This window comes from Corynebacterium yudongzhengii (assembly GCF_003065405.1).
GTDB lineage: Bacteria > Actinomycetota > Actinomycetes > Mycobacteriales > Mycobacteriaceae > Corynebacterium > Corynebacterium yudongzhengii.
In genome coordinates this window covers 2,241,494-2,258,167 of record NZ_CP026947.1, presented here as the reverse complement: position 1 = coordinate 2,258,167, position 16,674 = coordinate 2,241,494, and the positions used below count along the sequence as shown (strand labels likewise).

16 protein-coding genes and 2 pseudogenes are annotated in these 16,674 nt (G+C 64.3%); 15 read left to right on the top strand and 3 right to left on the bottom strand.

Features of this window, described 5'->3' with window-relative positions; translation table 11 throughout:
* The first annotated feature begins 51 nt into the window (after nucleotides 1-51).
* Nucleotides 52-2,616, top strand: coding sequence for an ATP-dependent chaperone ClpB (gene clpB / locus C3B44_RS10490; protein ID WP_108432315.1), 2,565 nt, complete (start codon nucleotides 52-54; stop codon nucleotides 2,614-2,616).
* Nucleotides 2,617-2,630: 14 nt separating this feature from the next.
* On the opposite strand, the gene C3B44_RS10485 is transcribed toward clpB, so the two are convergent.
* Complete coding sequence (locus C3B44_RS10485; RefSeq protein WP_158268673.1) at nucleotides 2,631-3,722, bottom strand: M20 family metallopeptidase; 1,092 nt, start codon at nucleotides 3,720-3,722, stop codon at nucleotides 2,631-2,633.
* Nucleotides 3,723-3,750: 28 nt separating this feature from the next.
* Between C3B44_RS10485 and C3B44_RS10480 the strand changes: the two genes are divergently transcribed.
* The 7 genes from C3B44_RS10480 (at nucleotide 3,751) to C3B44_RS10450 (ending at nucleotide 8,182) form a co-directional block, all read left to right on the top strand.
* Nucleotides 3,751-4,182: a DUF4265 domain-containing protein gene (locus C3B44_RS10480; protein ID WP_108432656.1), complete on the top strand. Its 432-nt coding sequence runs from the start codon at nucleotides 3,751-3,753 to the stop codon at nucleotides 4,180-4,182.
* An 11-nt stretch (nucleotides 4,183-4,193) separates the two neighbouring features.
* Nucleotides 4,194-4,559, top strand: coding sequence for a hypothetical protein (locus C3B44_RS10475; protein WP_108432313.1), 366 nt, complete (start codon nucleotides 4,194-4,196; stop codon nucleotides 4,557-4,559).
* A 92-nt stretch (nucleotides 4,560-4,651) separates the two neighbouring features.
* A complete protein-coding gene (locus tag C3B44_RS10470; RefSeq protein ID WP_108432312.1) occupies nucleotides 4,652-5,566 on the top strand; it encodes an ABC transporter ATP-binding protein in 915 nt (304 codons plus the stop codon).
* Nucleotides 5,567-5,591: 25 nt separating this feature from the next.
* Nucleotides 5,592-6,137 (top strand): ABC transporter permease, encoded by a 546-nt coding sequence (locus tag C3B44_RS10465; RefSeq protein ID WP_108432311.1) that lies wholly within the window; start codon nucleotides 5,592-5,594, stop codon nucleotides 6,135-6,137.
* The gene (locus C3B44_RS10460) at nucleotides 6,134-6,379 is read left to right on the top strand and encodes a hypothetical protein (protein ID WP_108432310.1); all 246 of its coding nucleotides are present in this window, start codon (nucleotides 6,134-6,136) and stop codon (nucleotides 6,377-6,379) included. Before C3B44_RS10465 ends, C3B44_RS10460 begins: the two co-directional genes overlap by 4 nt.
* Before the next feature lie 28 nt (nucleotides 6,380-6,407).
* Entirely contained in the window at nucleotides 6,408-7,562 is a 1,155-nt protein-coding gene (locus tag C3B44_RS10455; protein WP_108432309.1) for a sensor histidine kinase, read from the top strand.
* The gene (locus C3B44_RS10450; protein ID WP_108432308.1) at nucleotides 7,559-8,182 is read left to right on the top strand and encodes a response regulator transcription factor; all 624 of its coding nucleotides are present in this window, start codon (nucleotides 7,559-7,561) and stop codon (nucleotides 8,180-8,182) included. Before C3B44_RS10455 ends, C3B44_RS10450 begins: the two co-directional genes overlap by 4 nt.
* Nucleotides 8,183-8,619: 437 nt before the next feature.
* On the opposite strand, the pseudogene C3B44_RS10445 reads toward C3B44_RS10450, so the two are convergent.
* Both C3B44_RS10445 and C3B44_RS10440 read right to left on the bottom strand, forming a co-directional pair.
* A pseudogene (locus tag C3B44_RS10445) lies at nucleotides 8,620-9,542 on the bottom strand (IS256 family transposase); the annotation flags it as partial.
* A gap of 54 nt (nucleotides 9,543-9,596) precedes the next feature.
* A pseudogene (locus tag C3B44_RS10440) lies at nucleotides 9,597-10,405 on the bottom strand (IS256 family transposase); the annotation flags it as partial.
* A 175-nt stretch (nucleotides 10,406-10,580) separates the two neighbouring features.
* On the opposite strand from C3B44_RS10440, the gene C3B44_RS10435 reads away from it, so the two are divergent.
* From C3B44_RS10435 to fbaA, 7 genes are all read left to right on the top strand, one after another.
* The gene (locus C3B44_RS10435; RefSeq protein ID WP_235840500.1) at nucleotides 10,581-10,787 is read left to right on the top strand and encodes a LuxR C-terminal-related transcriptional regulator; all 207 of its coding nucleotides are present in this window, start codon (nucleotides 10,581-10,583) and stop codon (nucleotides 10,785-10,787) included.
* 269 nt (nucleotides 10,788-11,056) lie between these two features.
* Nucleotides 11,057-11,887 carry a sulfurtransferase gene (locus C3B44_RS10430; protein WP_108432307.1) on the top strand — a complete coding sequence of 277 codons (831 nt, stop codon included), beginning with the start codon at nucleotides 11,057-11,059 and terminating at the stop codon, nucleotides 11,885-11,887.
* Between the two features lie 11 nt (nucleotides 11,888-11,898).
* Nucleotides 11,899-12,930 (top strand): type III secretion system chaperone family protein, encoded by a 1,032-nt coding sequence (locus C3B44_RS10425; RefSeq protein ID WP_108432306.1) that lies wholly within the window; start codon nucleotides 11,899-11,901, stop codon nucleotides 12,928-12,930.
* A gap of 44 nt (nucleotides 12,931-12,974) precedes the next feature.
* Nucleotides 12,975-13,526 (top strand): orotate phosphoribosyltransferase, encoded by a 552-nt coding sequence (gene pyrE / locus C3B44_RS10420; RefSeq protein ID WP_108432305.1) that lies wholly within the window; start codon nucleotides 12,975-12,977, stop codon nucleotides 13,524-13,526.
* Entirely contained in the window at nucleotides 13,510-14,190 is a 681-nt protein-coding gene (locus tag C3B44_RS10415) for a TrmH family RNA methyltransferase (protein ID WP_108432304.1), read from the top strand. Before pyrE ends, C3B44_RS10415 begins: the two co-directional genes overlap by 17 nt.
* 97 nt (nucleotides 14,191-14,287) lie before the next feature.
* Nucleotides 14,288-15,487: a glycoside hydrolase family 76 protein gene (locus C3B44_RS10410; protein WP_108432303.1), complete on the top strand. Its 1,200-nt coding sequence runs from the start codon at nucleotides 14,288-14,290 to the stop codon at nucleotides 15,485-15,487.
* A 107-nt stretch (nucleotides 15,488-15,594) separates the two neighbouring features.
* Complete coding sequence (fbaA, locus tag C3B44_RS10405) at nucleotides 15,595-16,629, top strand: class II fructose-bisphosphate aldolase (RefSeq protein WP_108432302.1); 1,035 nt, start codon at nucleotides 15,595-15,597, stop codon at nucleotides 16,627-16,629.
* Nucleotides 16,630-16,674: the final 45 nt, after the last annotated feature.

The window sequence follows — 16,674 nt, the reverse complement described above, 5'->3', positions numbered from 1 at the left end:
GAGCGTTGTACTCAGTGACAGACAAACTTTTAGCAGAAAGGACGCTCACCTATGAGCTCGTTCAACCCCACCACGAAGACTCAGGAGGCCCTGCAGCAAGCACTGCAGCAGGCCGCGCAGAACGGCAACCCGGATATTCGTCCGGCGCACCTGCTCGCCGCGATTTTAGACCAGCCGGAGGGCATCGCCGCGCCGGTGCTCAAGGCCACGGGCGTGGACCCGGAGACCGTGCTCAAGGAGGCGCGTGAACTCGTCGAGGGCTACCCCAAGGCCAGCGGCCAGAACATGGCCAACCCGAACTTCAACCGCGACGCGCTCAACGTGCTTAACGGAGCACAGGAGCTCGCCGGGGAGCTCGGCGATGATTATGTCTCCACAGAGGTGCTGCTCGCGGCGATCGCGAAGGGCAAGTCGGATGCCGCCGAACTCTTAGTAAAGCGCGGCGCGACCTATGACGCGATTAAGGGTGCTTTCCAGTCCGTGCGGGGCTCGCAGAAGGTGACCTCGCAGGATCCGGAAGGCCAGTTCCAGGCGCTGGAGAAGTACGCCACCGACTTAACCGCCCGCGCCCGAGAGGGCAAGATCGACCCGGTCATCGGCCGTGATGCGGAGATCCGCCGCGTCGTCCAGGTACTCAGCCGCCGCACCAAGAACAACCCGGTGCTTATCGGTGAGCCGGGCGTCGGTAAGACGTCGATCGTCGAGGGACTCGCCCGCCGCATCGTCGGCGGTGATGTGCCGGAGTCGCTGAAGGGCAAGACCCTGCTGTCGCTGGATCTCGGCGCGCTGGTTGCGGGTGCGAAGTACCGCGGCGAGTTCGAGGAGCGGCTGAAGGCCGTGCTCGATGAGATCAAGTCCTCCGAGGGCGAGATCATCACGTTTATTGATGAGCTGCACACCATCGTCGGCGCCGGTGCTTCCGGCGAGGGCGCGATGGATGCCGGCAACATGATTAAGCCGATGCTCGCCCGCGGCGAGCTGCGCTTGGTCGGTGCGACCACGCTCGATGAGTACCGCAAGTACATCGAGAAGGATGCCGCGCTCGAGCGCCGCTTCCAGCAGGTCTACGTCGGCGAGCCCTCGGTGGAAGACACCATCGGCATCCTGCGTGGCCTGCGTGAGCGCTACGAGGTGCACCACGGCGTGCGCATCCAGGACTCCGCGCTGGTGTCGGCGGCCGAGCTGTCGAACCGCTACATCACCAACCGCTTCCTGCCGGACAAGGCCATCGACCTAGTCGATGAGGCCGGCTCGCGGCTGCGGATGGAGATCGACTCCTCGCCGCAGGAGATCGATGAGCTCGAGCGCATCGTGCGCCGTCTCGAGATCGAGGAGATCGCCCTCGAGAAGGAGACGGACGAGGCCTCGAAGGAGCGCCTCGAGCAGCTGCGTGCCGATCTCGCCGACGAGCGCGAGAAGCTCGGCGAGCTCAAGGCCCGCTGGGCGAACGAGAAGGCCGCCATCGACCGTGTCCAGCAGGCCAAGGAGGAGCTCGAGCAGCTGCGCAACGCCTCCGAGATCGCGGAGCGCGACGGTGACTTCGCCAAGGTCTCCGAGCTGCGCTACGGCCGCATCCCGGAACTGGAGAAGGAAGTCGCCCAGGCCGAGGCGGACGCCGAGCAGCGCGGCGCATCCACCATGCTCACCGAGGAGGTCACCCCGGATGTCATCGCCGAGGTCGTCAGCGCCTGGACGGGTATTCCGGCCGGCAAGATGATGCAGGGCGAGACCGAGAAGCTCCTGCACATGGAAGAGGTGCTCGGCGAGCGCGTCGTCGGCCAGAAGGAGGCCGTCACCGCGGTCTCCGATGCGGTGCGCCGCTCGCGGGCCGGCATCGCCGATCCCAACCGCCCGACCGGCTCCTTCCTGTTTTTGGGCCCGACGGGTGTCGGCAAGACCGAGCTGGCGAAGGCCCTCGCCGAATTCCTCTTCGACGACGAGCGCGCCATGGTGCGCATCGACATGTCCGAATACGGCGAGAAGCACTCCGTCTCCCGCCTGGTCGGTGCCCCTCCGGGATACGTGGGCCACGACTCCGGCGGCCAGCTCACTGAGGCCGTGCGCCGGCGCCCGTACACGCTCGTGCTTTTCGACGAGGTGGAAAAGGCCCACTCCGACGTCTTCGACATCTTGCTGCAGGTGCTTGACGACGGACGCCTCACCGACGGCCAAGGCCGCACCGTCGACTTCCGCAACACGGTGATCATCCTGACGTCGAACCTCGGCGCGGGTGGCACCCGGGAGCAGATGATGGATGCGGTCAAGGCGACGTTCAAGCCCGAGTTCATCAATCGTCTCGACGACGTGGTGGTCTTCGATTCGCTCAGCCAGGAGCTGCTGCGCGGCATCGTGGACATCCAACTGCGCGGCCTGCGCGAGCGCCTGGAGGGCCGCCGCTTGAACCTCGAGGTCACCGACGCAGCCCGCACCTGGCTCGCCGAGCGCGGCTACGACCCGGCCTACGGTGCCCGCCCGCTGCGCCGGCTGATCCAGCAGGCGATCGGCGACCGCCTGGCGAAGCTCCTGCTCGCCGGCGAGATCCGCGACGGCGACACCGTCCACGTGGATACCGCGGACGACGGCGAGTCGCTGGAGATCACCGGCCAGGAGGCCTAAGGCGCTTTTAAGCCTTAAGCCAGCTCCTCGATGAGGCGGCGGTAGTTAACCACCGCCTCGTCGAGAGAGCTAATCAGCATGCGCTCGTCGACGGTGTGCATCTGATCGTCCTCACCCGGGCCCCACACCACGATCGGTGCCCCGCCGACGACCTCCTGCAGCATCGCGCCGTCGGTGAAGTAGGGGACCGGGCCGATGTCGGTGTGCTCCTCGAGTGCCGCCGGCACGGGCCGGGCGACGAGCTCCGGGCAGTCGAGGACCTGCTCGACCATCACCGACTCGTGGAGCCCACCCAGCCACTCTTTGAGATGCGCCCCGCCGGCGACGGTGCGGCAATCCAGGGTAAGCCTAGCCTGGGCAGGCACCATGTTCGGCGCCGACCCACCGTCGATAAGCCCCGCGTTGAGGGTGTCTTCGCCCAGGTAGGCATCACTTTTGATGGGTGCTTCGTCCAGACGGTTAATCACCGCCTCGCTGAGCAGGCGGATGGCGTTGACACCTTCCTGCGGCCGCGACCCGTGTGCCGAGCGCCCGTGCGCGGTGACCTCGAACCAGTCCGCGCCTCGGTGGCCGCGGGAGTACCTGTTGCGGGTTGCCTCCGGGATCACCACCAGCTGCGGGGCGAGCTCGATGCCCGAGGCGGCGAACTCCGCCGCGCCGAGGCCGCCGACTTCTTCCTCTGAGGTCATGAGCAACCCGGCGCCGCGGCCGGTTTCCGCCGCATGGACGAAGGCAGCCGCGGCCGCGGCCAGCCCGCCTTTCATATCGACGCTGCCGCGGCCGTGGATATACGGTTGTGCGCCCTCTACCAGCTCGCCCGAAAAGGGCGGCAAGGACCAGTCGGCCACCGCGCCGGTGGGAACGGTATCCGTGTGGCAGGCGAAGAGGACTTTCGTATCCCCGCCGGTGGTTATTAGAGTCCAGGGCAGACCGTCACTAGGGCTGCGGCGCACCGAGATCTCGGCTTCTGGTGCGTGTGTGCGGAGGTGGTGGCGTAGCGTCGCCAAGCATTCTTCCTGCACCTTCCTTTGGCCGTCGAAGTTTCCCGAGACCGACGCGAGACGCACCAGCCTTTGGGTCAAGCCCACATGATCGAAACTCTTCATAACGTGCCAGCCTAGAACGCATACTGATATGAGCCCAGACAGAAGCCCAGAGCGCATCACTATCCGCACCCGAGCGCACGAGAGCGCCAGTGAGGAACTCGCCGCCCTGCCGGCCGGCGGGAATGCCTTCGTTGTCGATTCGATCCCTTTTCTCGATACCACTGTTGCCCTCGGCGACATCGTCGCCTGCGTGGAGGTGGAGGGGCGTTTGCACGTCGATAAGGTGTTGCTGCGCGGCGGGAACTCGACGCTGCGCATTCACGCCCCAGAAGTCGATGTGGTCTCCCCGCTGCTTAACCTGGGCTTGAGGGTGGAGCAGGGCCCGGCGGGGCTGGTGGCCGTCGCCCTCGGGCCTGACGCCCCGGCCCACGGCCTGGAGGAATGGTTGGGCGGGCTCGTCGACCAAGGCCTCATCCGGGTGGCGTATGGCTACCAGGCACAGGGCGGCCCAGCCCACTAGGCTGGTTGCCTATGGCCACCACGAATAAGACGGATACCTCCTGGGTCTGGACCATGCCGACCATGGGCACCCCGTGGTGCAACTGTGGTCGCGACCCGCTGACCAAGGAGCCGAAGCATAAGGTCACGCGCCAGCTGATCGCGAAGAACGTGCTCGAGGCTTTCGGCGACATCCCGGAGAGCTTCAGCAACCAGGACATCTCGCAGGTCGTGCTACACCTGTGGAAGAAACCCGAGATCACTCCGGTGATGGCGCAGGCGCTTCTGACCTCCGTGACCGCCGTGGCCGGTGGGGTGCGCGAAAGCTATGACCCGCAGACGGCGATGGCCGTGGTCAAGCATTTCTCCAACACGGTGAACCTGAACGAAGGGCCGTGACAATTGTCATGGGTGGAAGGTGACGAAGCAGTAGCCGCATAGCTGACAAAAGGATCTACCTGCGGCGGTGATGCGCCGGCACCATCAGGGACATGGCACCTGCACCGATTATCACCGTCCACGAACTCACGCACACCTACGGCCGCGGCGACAGCGCCTATACCGCGGTGAAAAACTCCAGCTTCACCGTTGCGCGCGGCGAAGTCTTCGGCCTTCTAGGCACCAACGGCGCCGGCAAGACCACCACCTTAGAAATCATGGAGGGCCTGCGCGCCCCGACCGGCGGCGAGGTGTCCATACTGGGGCTCGACCCGCTCACCGAGCGCGCCCGCCTGCGCCCTTATATGGGCATCATGCTGCAATCCGGCGGGCTGCCGGCGGAGCTTTCCGCCCGCCACACGCTCGCCATGTGGGCCGGCATCTGCGCCGCCCCGCGCGACATCGACGAGGTGCTTGCCGACGTCGAGCTCACCCACCGTGCCGACCTCAAGGTGGGCGCGATGTCGGGTGGCGAGCAACGCCGCCTCGATCTGGCCTGCGCACTCATCGGCGACCCGCTCGTGCTCTTCCTCGACGAGCCGACCACCGGGCTGGATCCGCAATCGCGCCGCAACGTCTGGGCGCTGCTGGAGCGCCTGAAGGAGCGTGGGGTGACGATGGTTTTGACCACGCACTATCTCGAAGAGGCAGAAAGGCTCTGCGATCGCGTCGCGATCATGCACGAAGGCGAGATCGTCGTCGCGGGCGTGACCGACGAAATCGCCGCGACCGCCTCGAGTGAGCTCTCCGCGCACCTGCCCGTCAACCATCCTCCGCTGCCCGCCTTCAATGGGGCGCACGTCTCGGTGGACGGGGTGCGGCTCGTCATCACCACCGATGACCTTCAGGCTCACGCCGCCCAGATGCTGCGCTGGGCGGAGGACAACGAGCTGGCCCTCGGCCAGTTCACGGCCACGCCGGCCAGCCTCGAATCAGTCTTCCTCGCTATCGCGGATCAGCGCTCTTAAACACCTCACCCACAAGGAGAACCCCATGTCCACCATGATTTCCGCGCCCACCCACGATCTACCGACACGCTCCGGTAGCGCAGCGCGGCGCATGAAAGCCCTGATCACTGCCGAAGTCCGGCAATTCTTCGCCAACCGCACCCTGCTTTTCTTGGCCGCGTTACCGATCGTGATGACGGTGGCGATGTATTACTTCGTCCGCCGTGAGGCAGAGCAGGTCATGGGTATTGAGATGACCTTCGGTAGCGTCTTGCTTCCCTTCGTCCTTTTGTTCGTGCAGTTCTACTCGGTGATCTCGGCGGCGACGACCCGCCGCGACGAAAAGGTCCTGAAAAGGCTACGCACCGGCGAGGCCCGCGACCACGAAATCCTAAGCGCCCTGGTGGTGCCGGGGATGGTGATGTCGGTAATCACCATTGCCGCCTATATCGCCATCGTGCTTTTCGACGGCGCCCCCGCCCCCACCAACCCCCTGGTCATAGGTGTTGCGGTTGTTCTCGGGCTAATCATATGTGCTGCCGCGGGGCTTATCACCGCCACGTACACCAAAACGCAGAGGCCGCCCAGATGACCTCGATGCCCGTGTTCATCATCGCCGTCCTGGCCCAACCCATGCTGCGTGGCATCCTGCCGGAGAACGTCTCCACCCTCATCGAGAAAACCCCGTTTGCCCTGGTCTATGACTTAGGCGACGGCGCGTGGCTGGGCCAGCTCACCGAGGCAGAGATGTGGTCCGGGCTGGGACAGCTTCTCGGCTGGGCGATTGCGCTGTGCATTGCGGCGTCGAGGTTCCGGTTCGAAACGGCCCGCTAGAGCCCGCGAGAATAAGTACAGTGCCGGTATGAACCTGTTGAGCCTGCGGCAGTGGCGAGAGCTGGGATCCGCCGAGCAATACGTGACGTATTCGCGTTATTCCTTGTTGCTCGCGACCGCCCCGGTGATGCTGGTGATGCCGGGCGTCGTCCTCTTCCGCGCCGGGCAGAACAGCATCTTGCTGGCAGTACTCGCGGTGTTAGTCGTCGCGGGCGTGACGACGTGGGCCATCAGCACCCGCCCAGAATTTAACGTGTGCCCGCAACCGCGGGCACATATGGCGAGTACTGCGGTGATAGCAACACAAGCCTGCGCCCTGGTAGCGCCGGCGGCGGCGATCGTGCTGCTCGATTTAGCGAGTCACACCCAGGCGATGCTGGCCGTGATCGTCGTGGCCGGGTGCCTCTCGGCGGCCGTGGTGCCGTGGCCTTTGACTATGCCCTGGTGGCTTGTCGCGTTGGTCTGCGGAATTACCGCGGGCTGGGCGGCAGAAATCGCCGGGGAGAGCAGGGTCATTGGCATCTACGTGGTGATGCTCGCCGCTGCGACCCCGGTGACTGCCTGGACCATCCGCCTGTTCCGGGAGGTCGAGCGCGCCCGCGCCACCGAAGCACAGCTGCAAGTCGCCGAAGAACGCCTCCGCTTCGCCCAGGAGCTCCACGACACGATGGGGCAACACCTCGCGGCGATCAGCCTCAAGGCAGAACTGGCCCGCGCCTTAGTCGCACGTGACGACGCCCGCGCCGACCACGAACTCGCCGAGCTCCAAAAGCTCGCCAAACTCTCAACCGCGGAGATGCACGACGTGGTCACCGGGTACCGCACCATCAACCTGGCCACCGAGGTCGCCGGCATGAAGTCCCTGCTTGCTGACGCCAACATCGCCCTCATCGTCCACGGCGATGTTTTCGAGGTCCCCGAAGAGCATTGGGAGCTCGCCGGCTGGTTCGTCCGGGAGGCGACGACGAACGTCGTCAAGCACTCCCAGGCCACGAGTGTTGAGCTGGAGTTGGCGGCCGGCGGCGTCGTAATCAGCAATGATGGCGTGGGCGGTTACACCGGGCCGCTGCGCGGGTTGGACGCTTTGCGACGCCGCGCCGCCGCCCACGGTGCTAGTGTCCAGATAGTGCGGGAAGGTGAGCACTTCACGGCCCGCCTGAGTCTGAAGGAGGCCGCGGCATGATCCGCATCGCGTTGTGCGAAGACGAAGCGCTGATCGCCAGCTCCTTGGCCACGTTGTTGTCCCTGGAAGACGACCTGGATATCGCCGTGGTGACCGGCTCGGGCGAGGAACTCATCGCCTGGTGGCGAAAGGCTCTGGCCACCGATAACCCGCGTGCCGACATCGTGGTCATGGACCTGCACCTCGGTGGCCTCGATGGTATTGCCACCACCGAGCAACTCCTCGAGCTCGACGAAGATGTGCAGGTGCTGGTGGTCACCAGCCATGCCCGACCCCGCGCCCTGAAACGTGCCCTGGCGGCCGGGGCGAAGGGCTTTTTGACGAAAACCTCCTCAGCCGAGGAGTTCGCCTCCGCCATTCGGACCGTGCACGCCGGCCGCCGCCACATCGACGCCGACCTGGCCGCGCAGGTCATTTCCGCCGGCGAATCCCCGCTCACCGAGCGCGAGGCGGAAGTCCTCGAAGCCGCGGGCACCGGCAGTTCGGTCGACGACATCGCCGCGAAAGTCCACCTCGCGCCGGGCACGACCCGCAACTACCTGTCGTCTGCGATGGGGAAGGTAGGAGCGGCGAATCGCTTCGAAGCCTTCCAGCGTGCCCGCGAACTCGGGTGGATTTAGGAAGATAGATGTTTTCTGGCTACGTGGAAGGCCGGGTTGGGGTGGCGTGGGCGGGCGAATTGCGATTTCACCTGCGTTAGGGGACGTGGCTTTTATGCCATGGCATAGTTTTTCGTTGCTCGCCCCGTTGCGGCGCGTGGTTACGGGGTTGGAATCGATGGGTCAAGTCCTGGGTAGTGGTGTATCTGTTTTCGAATCTGGGGTTAGTTTCATGGCGGTGGTTTAGGGGCCATCTCGGGGATAAGGGGTGAGGGTATTCACGCGGCGATCTGAAGCGTCCTGGGTTTAGTTCCTACCTCAGCTAAGGAAGGATTGAACTATGCCTAGAAAGTATTCCGTCGAGTTCAAGGAGAAGGCAGTCCATCAGAGTTACACCACCTTAAGGGGCATTACTCATCTAAGCTGGCACGGGCGGTATCTTCGTTTGCGGCCGTCTAGATCGCACGTAGCGCACTGGAGACGGGTTTTCGGTCCTGATAGGACACCCACCTATTCGCCGCCCGGATCAGGTGCACGATGCAGGTTTGTACCATCGAATGTGGCCAGGTTGCCTCCACAAGCTTCCGGTAGGCCTTTAAGACCATCACAGCAGACGATGAAGACATCCTGGACGCCACGGTTGGCCAGATCTGCGCACACAGATGCCCAAAAGGCGGCACCTTCATTATCAGCAATCCACAAGCCCAGGATGTGCTTGATACCGTCTATGTCGATGCCCACCGCCATGTAGCACGCCTTGTTGACTACACGGTGGCCATCGCGGATCTTCACGCGTAGCGCATCAAAAAAGATTACTGGGTAGAACTCGTCGAGTTGACGGTTCTGCCAGATCATCACCTCGTCTAAGACTGCATCGGTAATCGTGCTGATCGTATCCGGGCTCATATCCACCCCCAGGGTGGAGCCAAGATGGTGCTGAATATCACGCACTGTCATCCCACCGGCGTACAGCGAGATGATCATGTCATCGAGCTCTGTCAGCCGGCGTGAGCCCTTGGGCACCATCTGGGCAGTAAACGTGCCGGAACGATCCCTGGGCACGATCCCTTCCAACGCGCCGTGCCCAGAATTGACGGTCTTGGTCTACGACCCGTTGCGGTGGTTACTACCCTGTGTTGGTTCAACCTGGGCCTTCATCGTCCGGTCGGAATGACCGTAGCCCAAATGGGCATCCATTTCCGCCTGCAAAACCAGCGTTAATCGATGCCTGCAACAGGGCTTTGACCAGGTCGCTGGCGTTATCGGTGGACGTCGACAACTCGCCAATCAGCTTGGCGAGCTCAGGATTTTCCATCAGCTTCTCGCTGATCTCGTTGACCTTGTCCTGGTCATGGTTTTTCTTCGTTGTCACCGTTGTCATTATCGGTGAAACTCCTTCTGGATCAGAGCCTCACACACAAATTTCCTGACACCCTCTGGGAACCTGGGCCGAGAGGTTCTTCGCGAAGTGCGTTCGACATCGCTGCCAACTAGCCTGCGGCAGGCAGTCACCCACGGCTGCTTGAATACCAAGATGGGCATCACTAGTAACGAGGAATACCCCGGTCAGGCCACAGGCGATGAGGTCCCGAAAGAACCCGGTCCACGACGCGGTAGATTCCGCGGTGGCAACCTGCATGCCCAAAAGCTCTCGGTAGCCGTCAGCGTTGACACCTGTGGCCAGCAACACGCTGGTCTTTACGACACGTCCTCCTTCCCGCACCTTCATTGTCAGCGCGTCGCAGGAGACAAAGTGGTAGGGGCCTTGGTCAAGCCGGCGGGTGCGGAAGTCATCGACCATGTCATCGAGTTCTTTGGCCATCTGGCTGACCTGAGACTTCGACAAGTTGTTGATCCCAAGGGTGGCCACCAGGTCGTTCATCCTGCGAGTGGAGACTCCTTTCAGGTAACAGGTGGCGATGACTGTGGTCTCAGGGCACGCTCGGTGCGGCTGCGGCGCTCTAGCAGCCAGTCAGGGAAAAATGCGCCGGTGCGTAGCTTCGGGATTGCCACATCAATGCTGCCGACTCGGGTATCAAGTTGGCGATGACGGTAGCCATTACGTGTGTTGGTGCGCTCGGCTGACACGGTGGCATAATCAGCCCCGCAGACGGTGTCTGCTTGGGCGGAAAGAATCTGGTTGATGAAGTCAGTGAGCATTTGGCGCATCAAATCTGGGGACGCTTGAGTCAGTAGCTCTTCGAGATACGCGGTCGGATCGATATGATGAGGGTCAGCGGCCATCGCAGGGTACTTCCTTTCGAGGATAGGTAGAAGTTGATTCGAAAGGTACCCGCGATGGTCGCCTTCATGCACACCGGCACAAGACTTACCGCGGGCTACAGATACACCACGCTAACGGACGCAACCCGAACGAGAGGTCGTCCGCTACGTCACCCAGGGACTCACCAACGCCGAGATCGGGGAGCGCTTGTACTGTTCGCCCGCGACGGTGAAAGCACACCTCGCGAACATCTACGCCCAATTGCAGATCACGAACCGCGTCCGCCTGGCCGTCCTCGGGCACGAGGCTGGCTTCTCGGGTGCAGCGGAGGGACCGTGCATAGATTTTTGGGCCCGTTTCGGCCGGATCCGCCCCGATTTTTTAAGTAACTACCGACGTTAACTCTCTTTTCGGCCTCGAATCCGCCGGATCGTCGGTAGTTACTCAAATCTTGGGCCCGTTTCGGCAGGATTCACCCCGATTTTTTAAGTAACTACCGACGTTAACCCTGATTTCGGCACCGAAACCCCAAGATCGTCGGTAGTTACTCAAATCCAGACCCTGTTTCGGCCCCAAACCCAACAAACCCCACATCTGTGTTCCAAACGCAACCCACAACCGCACATCCACTCGCTAAGCACTGCGGGGCAAAGCGCTTTACCATCGGGGCTATGTCGACGTTCATTTCCGTTCCGGAAACCCGCGAAGCTGTTTATCGGGGCCGACCTTTGACCATCCTTGCTTCCATTTGGGAGAAGGATGGCGAAGGCGGCCACCACCGTTACCAGAGTGGTCATATCCCGACCGCCCATTTTTGCGACCCCGCCGCCGCCCTTACCGGTCTGCCCGGTTCGAAGGACGGCCGCAACCCGTTGCCCAAGCTCAGCGATGTCCAGCGTTCCCTGCGTTTCTGGGGCGTGCGCGCAGGCATACCCACCGTCACCTACGACCAGGGCCACGGCCTGTTCGCCGGCCGCGCGTGGTGGGTGTTGCGCTGGGCGGGGGTTCGTGATGTCCAGCTTCTCGACGGCGGCCTCCGCGCCTGGCACGACTCCGGCGCCCCGGTGGTCGGCGGACCCGGCAACATCGCCGTGCACTCTGACGTCACGGCCACCACGGGTAACATGCCCACCGCCACGATCGACGACGTCCGCTCCCATGAGGGCGTGCTTATCGACGTCCGCCAACCCAACCGTTTCGCCGGCCGCCGTGAGATCCTCGACCTCAAGGCCGGGCATATCCCGGGTGCGATCAACGTGCCCGTCGATGACCTGTTCACTAAGGATCGCCTGGTGAAGTCGCCAGAGGAGATCCGCGCGCGTTTCGCGCAGGCGGGTATTGAGGACACCTCCGACGTCATCATGTACTCCGGTTCCGGTAATCACTCCGCGTTGGCGATTGCAGCTTTGGAACACGCCGGTATGCGGATCCCGGCGCACTTCGTTGGCGGTTGGTCGCAGTGGTCGGCCGATTCGCGCAATCCGGTGGAGCGCGGCGACTAGAATCGAGCCCCGTGGCTTATGTGATTCTTCTCCTCGCTGTCCTCTTCCTGCTCGCCGCCGGTGTCCTGATGTTCGTGGACCACCGGCGCCGCAGTGCTGAGGAGACCCCCGCCGAGGAAGAGCCCACACAGGAGCCCCAGCCAGAGCAAGACGAGGATTCCCGCCCGCGTTCTTCCGGCATCCAGCTGCCGGGCGCTACGCGCCGGGAGCGCCGGCAGTGGGCGGAGGCTAAAGGTTTCGACTTTTCCCGCCGCGATGATTATCTCGTGGATGAGTGGACCCGTGGCGCCGCAGCCACCGGTGCCGCGGCCCGCGATATCGTCTCCGGCAATGTCTACAACCACGAGATGCTGCTCATGGATTTAGGCGGCACCAATGTTATGGCGATGCGTACTGGCGCGAACTCGGGTACGGTCCTCGATTTCCGCCGCGACGGCGAGGATCTCGGGGAGGGTTCCGTCGATCTCGTCGAGGTGGAAACGGTCAGTGGTTTCCGTGCCTTCGGCACCGATGCCGGGGTGTTGCAACGTGCCCTCGACGTGCGCATTCGCACCGCGTTGGAAAACCTTCCGGAGGCGGTCACGGCCGTCTGGTTCGAGTCGGATTGGGTGCTGGCTCAGACCACGCGCGGCTCGCGTGCCGAGGATTGGGAGGAGATGCTCGCCCCGCTGGCCTTGCTTGCCGACGCCGCCCGCGTCCTTCCCCCGCTCTCCGAGGCGGGCATGGCGCTGCCGTTGCAGGAGCACACGCCGTCGCGACGCATGCCGACCGGCCAGCTCGCCTCCTTAGAGGCCCACACCGAAACCCAGCACCCGGAAGACGACGGCGTGCCCCCGAAGGCCTTACGCCCCGATGAGCCGGTGCAGCTGCCGAGCCGCACGCGTGCCGACGCCCGAGGCGTGGTCACCCCGCGCGCCTTGGGCGGCGACGAGGTCGATGCCATCGCCGACGGCCGGCCCGGCAAGCACCGCGCCGACGATACCCGGGTGCTGCGCGATCTCAGCGAGGGGCCGACGATCTTCGAAGACCGCGACGAGGACTAGCCTCGGAAGCTAGGAAACCGCCAACAAAAGGAGTAACCGCGCCGATGGCCGCTCACCCGCTCGATACGAAGAAGAAGCAACGCCTCGCTGAGCTCGTGCGCGAGCTCGCTGTTGTCCACGGCAGGGTAACCCTGTCTTCGGGCAAGGAGGCGGATTACTACGTCGATTTGCGACGCGCCACCCTGCAGCACGAGGCTTCCCGCCTCATCGGCGCCCTGCTGCGCGAGCTCACCGCGGACTGGGATTTCGCCGCCGTCGGCGGGCTCACCTTGGGTGCCGATCCCGTGGCCACCTCCATCATGCATGCCGACGGCCGCCCCATCGACGCCTTCGTCGTGCGCAAAGAGGCGAAGAAGCACGGGATGCAGCGCCGCATTGAGGGTGCGGATGTCGTCGATAAGAAGGTGCTAGTCGTCGAGGACACCACCACCACCGGCAACTCGCCGCTGACTGCGGTGCGGGCGCTTCGCGACGCCGGCGCCGAGGTCGTCGGCGTCGCCACCGTCGTCGACCGGGCCACGGGGGCCGAGGACGCCATCCGCGCCGAGGGCCTCGACTACCGCTACCTGCTGGGCCTCGATGACCTCGGACTCTAGGTCTCACGCCGAGCCCGGGCCGACCGAGTGGGGCGCCGGCCGCCACGGCGTGGGGCCGTGGGCCGAAGAACACCCCGGCGAGCCGCTGCCGAGCTCGGACCGCTTCGATCCGGAGCTGTTGGCGGAGGGGGATCGTCGCAACGTCGTCGACGCCTATCGCTACCTCACGCGCGAGGCGATCATCGCGGATATCGACACCCGGCGCCACCGGCTGCACATCGCGATCGAGAACTTCGAAAACGACGCCAACATCGGCACCGTGGTGCGCACCGCCAACGCTTTTGCCGTGGATACCGTGCACATTGTGGGGCGGCGGCGCTGGAACCGTCGGGGCGCGATGGTCACCGATCGCTACCAGCGGCTGCGCCACCACGCCGACGTCGCCACGCTGCTGGGGTGGGCCCGCGAGCATCACCTAGAGGTGGTCGCCATCGACAACACCCCCGGTTCGGTGCCCCTGGAGGAAGCCGAGCTTCCCGAGAACTGCCTGCTGCTGTTCGGCCAGGAGGGCCCCGGGGTCAGCGAGGATGCGCAAAGCGGGGCGATGATGACCTGCTCGATCGCCCAGTTCGGCTCGACGCGCTCGATCAACGCCGGGGTGGCCGCCGGGATCGCGATGCATGCGTGGATCCGGCAACACGCCGATATGAATAAAAGTTGGTGAGTTTCAGCGAAGTCGGGAAGATGGGGACTTAAACTGGTTAGGATGTGTGGGTATGACCACGTGCGTAGACGCACAGCCAAGGAGCGAATAGTTCACCGTGCACGAAAAATGGGCCCATCGCGCGAGCCTCGCTGAAAGCGCGATCAACGACCGGCACGCCACCCGTCTGTGGGGGCTGCCGCGCACGAACTTGGCCGTCGTTAGTTGGCCTCCGGTGATGAAAGAGCGCCTGTTCATCAACTGGCACTACTGGTGGCAGGCGCACTACCTCGACTGTCTCGTCGACGCCGCCCACCGCAAGCCCGCGCGCTCGAAGCGCCAGCGCATCAGTAACACCATGCGCGGCATCCGTTTGCGCAACGGCAAGTACACGCGCAACCGCTACTACGACGACAAAGCGTGGCTCTCCCTCGCGCTCGGGCGGGTGGAAAGCCTCGACAAGGCGCCGAAGGCCACCGGGCGTAAGGCCCTGGAGGCCAACATCATCGCGGGTATCGACGACATCACCGGCGTGGTCCCCTGGCGCACCGGGGAGACGTTTTTCAACGTGCCGACGAACGGCCCCGTCGCCATCATGCTCGCCCGCACCGGCCGGCTCGACCAGGCGGTGGGGATCATGGACTGGGTCTTCGACAACCTCGTCGACGACCGCGGCCTGATCCAAGACGGCGTGCGCATGCGCATGGACGGGCCCGAGACCGTCGGCAACATCCATACCTATAACCAGGGCGTGGCTTTAGGCGCCTGCCTCGAGATCGCCCTGGAGCTGCGCTCGCGCGCCGGGTTCGGCTACGCCGAAAGCATCGACGACGTCGCCGACGCCGACCGCGTCGACGACTCCATGCGCTTCATCACGCATATCCGCGAACTCATCCAGGCGATTGCGCTGCACTTGGCCACCCCCGGCGGCGTGATCAACTGGGGCAACGGCGACGGCGACGGGGGCCTGTTCAAAGGCATCCTCGCCCGCTACCTCGCTGACATCGCGGTGCGCCTGCCCGCCGACAACCCCGCCAACCGGGCGGCCAAGAAGGTCGCGGCTCGCCTCGTGCTCTCCTCGGCGACGAGCGTGTGGAACCATCGCCTCGAGGTCGACGGGCTGCCCGTCTTCGCCGCCGACTGGACCGCCGATGCCCGCCTGCCGCACAACTACGGGCTGGGCCCGACGAGTTTCGGCGAAGCCGTCGGCGTCATCCGCATCTCCGAGCGCGATCTGTCGGTGCAGCTGTCCGGCTGGATGCTGCTCGAAGCCGCCGCCCGCGTCAGCCTCCACCAGCACGAGCCGGGGGAGGCCTAAAAAGCCCACCCAGTTGGCGGCGAACGGGCCCAAATCCAGGCATACTGGGGGTTGGTCGGCGGCCACGACCGATTCGCTTTAGTCGTCTACACGTAAGGATGTCGCACATGCCTATCGCAACTCCCGAGGTCTACAACGAGATGCTCGACCGGGCCAAGAAGAACAACTTCGCCTACCCGGCCATCAACTGCACCTCGTCGGAGACGATCAACGCCGCACTCAAAGGCTTCGCTGAGGCCGAGTCCGACGGCATCATCCAGTTCTCCACCGGCGGCGCCCAGTTCGGCTCCGGCCTGGCGGTGAAAAACAAGGTGGCCGGCGCCAAGGCGCTCGCCGCCTTCGCGCATGAGGTCGCCAAGAACTACGGAATCAACGTCGCGCTGCACACCGACCACTGCCAGAAGGAGGTGCTCGACGAGTACGTCCGCCCCCTGATCGCCATCTCCCAGGAGCGCGTCGACCGCGGCGAGACCCCGCTGTTCCAGTCCCACATGTGGGACGGCTCCGCCATCCCGATCGACGAGAACCTCGAGATCGCCCAGGAGCTGCTGGAGAAGGCCCGCAGCGCCCACATCATCCTCGAGGTCGAGATCGGCGTCGTCGGCGGTGAAGAAGATGGCGTCCAGGCCAAGGCCGGCGCGAACCTCTACACCACCGAGGAGGACTTCGAGAAGACCGTCGACGCCCTCGGCACCGGCGAGAACGGCCGCTACCTGCTGGCCGCCACCTTCGGTAACGTCCACGGCGTGTACAAGCCGGGCAACGTCAAGCTGCGCCCGGAGGTTCTGAAGATGGGCCAGGAGACCGCCGCGAAGAAGCTCGGCCTCGACGCCGGCTCCCAGCCCTTCGACTACGTCTTCCACGGCGGCTCCGGCTCCGAGCGCGAGAAGATCGAGGAGGCCCTCGACTACGGTGTCATCAAGATGAACGTCGACACCGACACCCAGTACGCCTTCACCCGCCCGGTGGTCAGCCACATGTTCGAAAACTACAGCGGCGTGCTGAAGATCGACGGTGAGGTTGGCAACAAGAAGGTCTACGACCCGCGTTCCTACATGAAGAAGGCTGAGGAAGCCATGTCGCAGCGCATCATCGAGTCCTGCGAGGTCCTGCGCTCCGCCGCCCAGACGCTTAGCAAGTAAGCGCCCCACGGCTGCTTCCTCGAGCAGGCACCCCGGTGATCACCC

What these genes read in the sequence shown, in the direction of transcription:
- C3B44_RS10470 (WP_108432312.1), top strand. Translation starts at nt 4,652, where the DNA reads ATGGCACCTGCACCGATTATCACCGTCCACGAACTCACGCACACCTAC.
- C3B44_RS10450 (WP_108432308.1), top strand. Translation starts at nt 7,559, where the DNA reads ATGATCCGCATCGCGTTGTGCGAAGACGAAGCGCTGATCGCCAGCTCC.
- C3B44_RS10415 (WP_108432304.1), top strand. Translation starts at nt 13,510, where the DNA reads ATGACCTCGGACTCTAGGTCTCACGCCGAGCCCGGGCCGACCGAGTGG.
- fbaA (WP_108432302.1), top strand. Translation starts at nt 15,595, where the DNA reads ATGCCTATCGCAACTCCCGAGGTCTACAACGAGATGCTCGACCGGGCC.
- C3B44_RS10430 (WP_108432307.1), top strand. Translation starts at nt 11,057, where the DNA reads ATGTCGACGTTCATTTCCGTTCCGGAAACCCGCGAAGCTGTTTATCGG.
- C3B44_RS10480 (WP_108432656.1), top strand. Translation starts at nt 3,751, where the DNA reads ATGAGCCCAGACAGAAGCCCAGAGCGCATCACTATCCGCACCCGAGCG.
- pyrE (WP_108432305.1), top strand. Translation starts at nt 12,975, where the DNA reads ATGGCCGCTCACCCGCTCGATACGAAGAAGAAGCAACGCCTCGCTGAG.
- C3B44_RS10475 (WP_108432313.1), top strand. Translation starts at nt 4,194, where the DNA reads ATGGCCACCACGAATAAGACGGATACCTCCTGGGTCTGGACCATGCCG.
- C3B44_RS10460 (WP_108432310.1), top strand. Translation starts at nt 6,134, where the DNA reads ATGACCTCGATGCCCGTGTTCATCATCGCCGTCCTGGCCCAACCCATG.
- C3B44_RS10455 (WP_108432309.1), top strand. Translation starts at nt 6,408, where the DNA reads ATGAACCTGTTGAGCCTGCGGCAGTGGCGAGAGCTGGGATCCGCCGAG.
- C3B44_RS10465 (WP_108432311.1), top strand. Translation starts at nt 5,592, where the DNA reads ATGTCCACCATGATTTCCGCGCCCACCCACGATCTACCGACACGCTCC.
- C3B44_RS10485 (WP_158268673.1), bottom strand. Translation starts at nt 3,722, where the DNA reads ATGAAGAGTTTCGATCATGTGGGCTTGACCCAAAGGCTGGTGCGTCTC.
- clpB (WP_108432315.1), top strand. Translation starts at nt 52, where the DNA reads ATGAGCTCGTTCAACCCCACCACGAAGACTCAGGAGGCCCTGCAGCAA.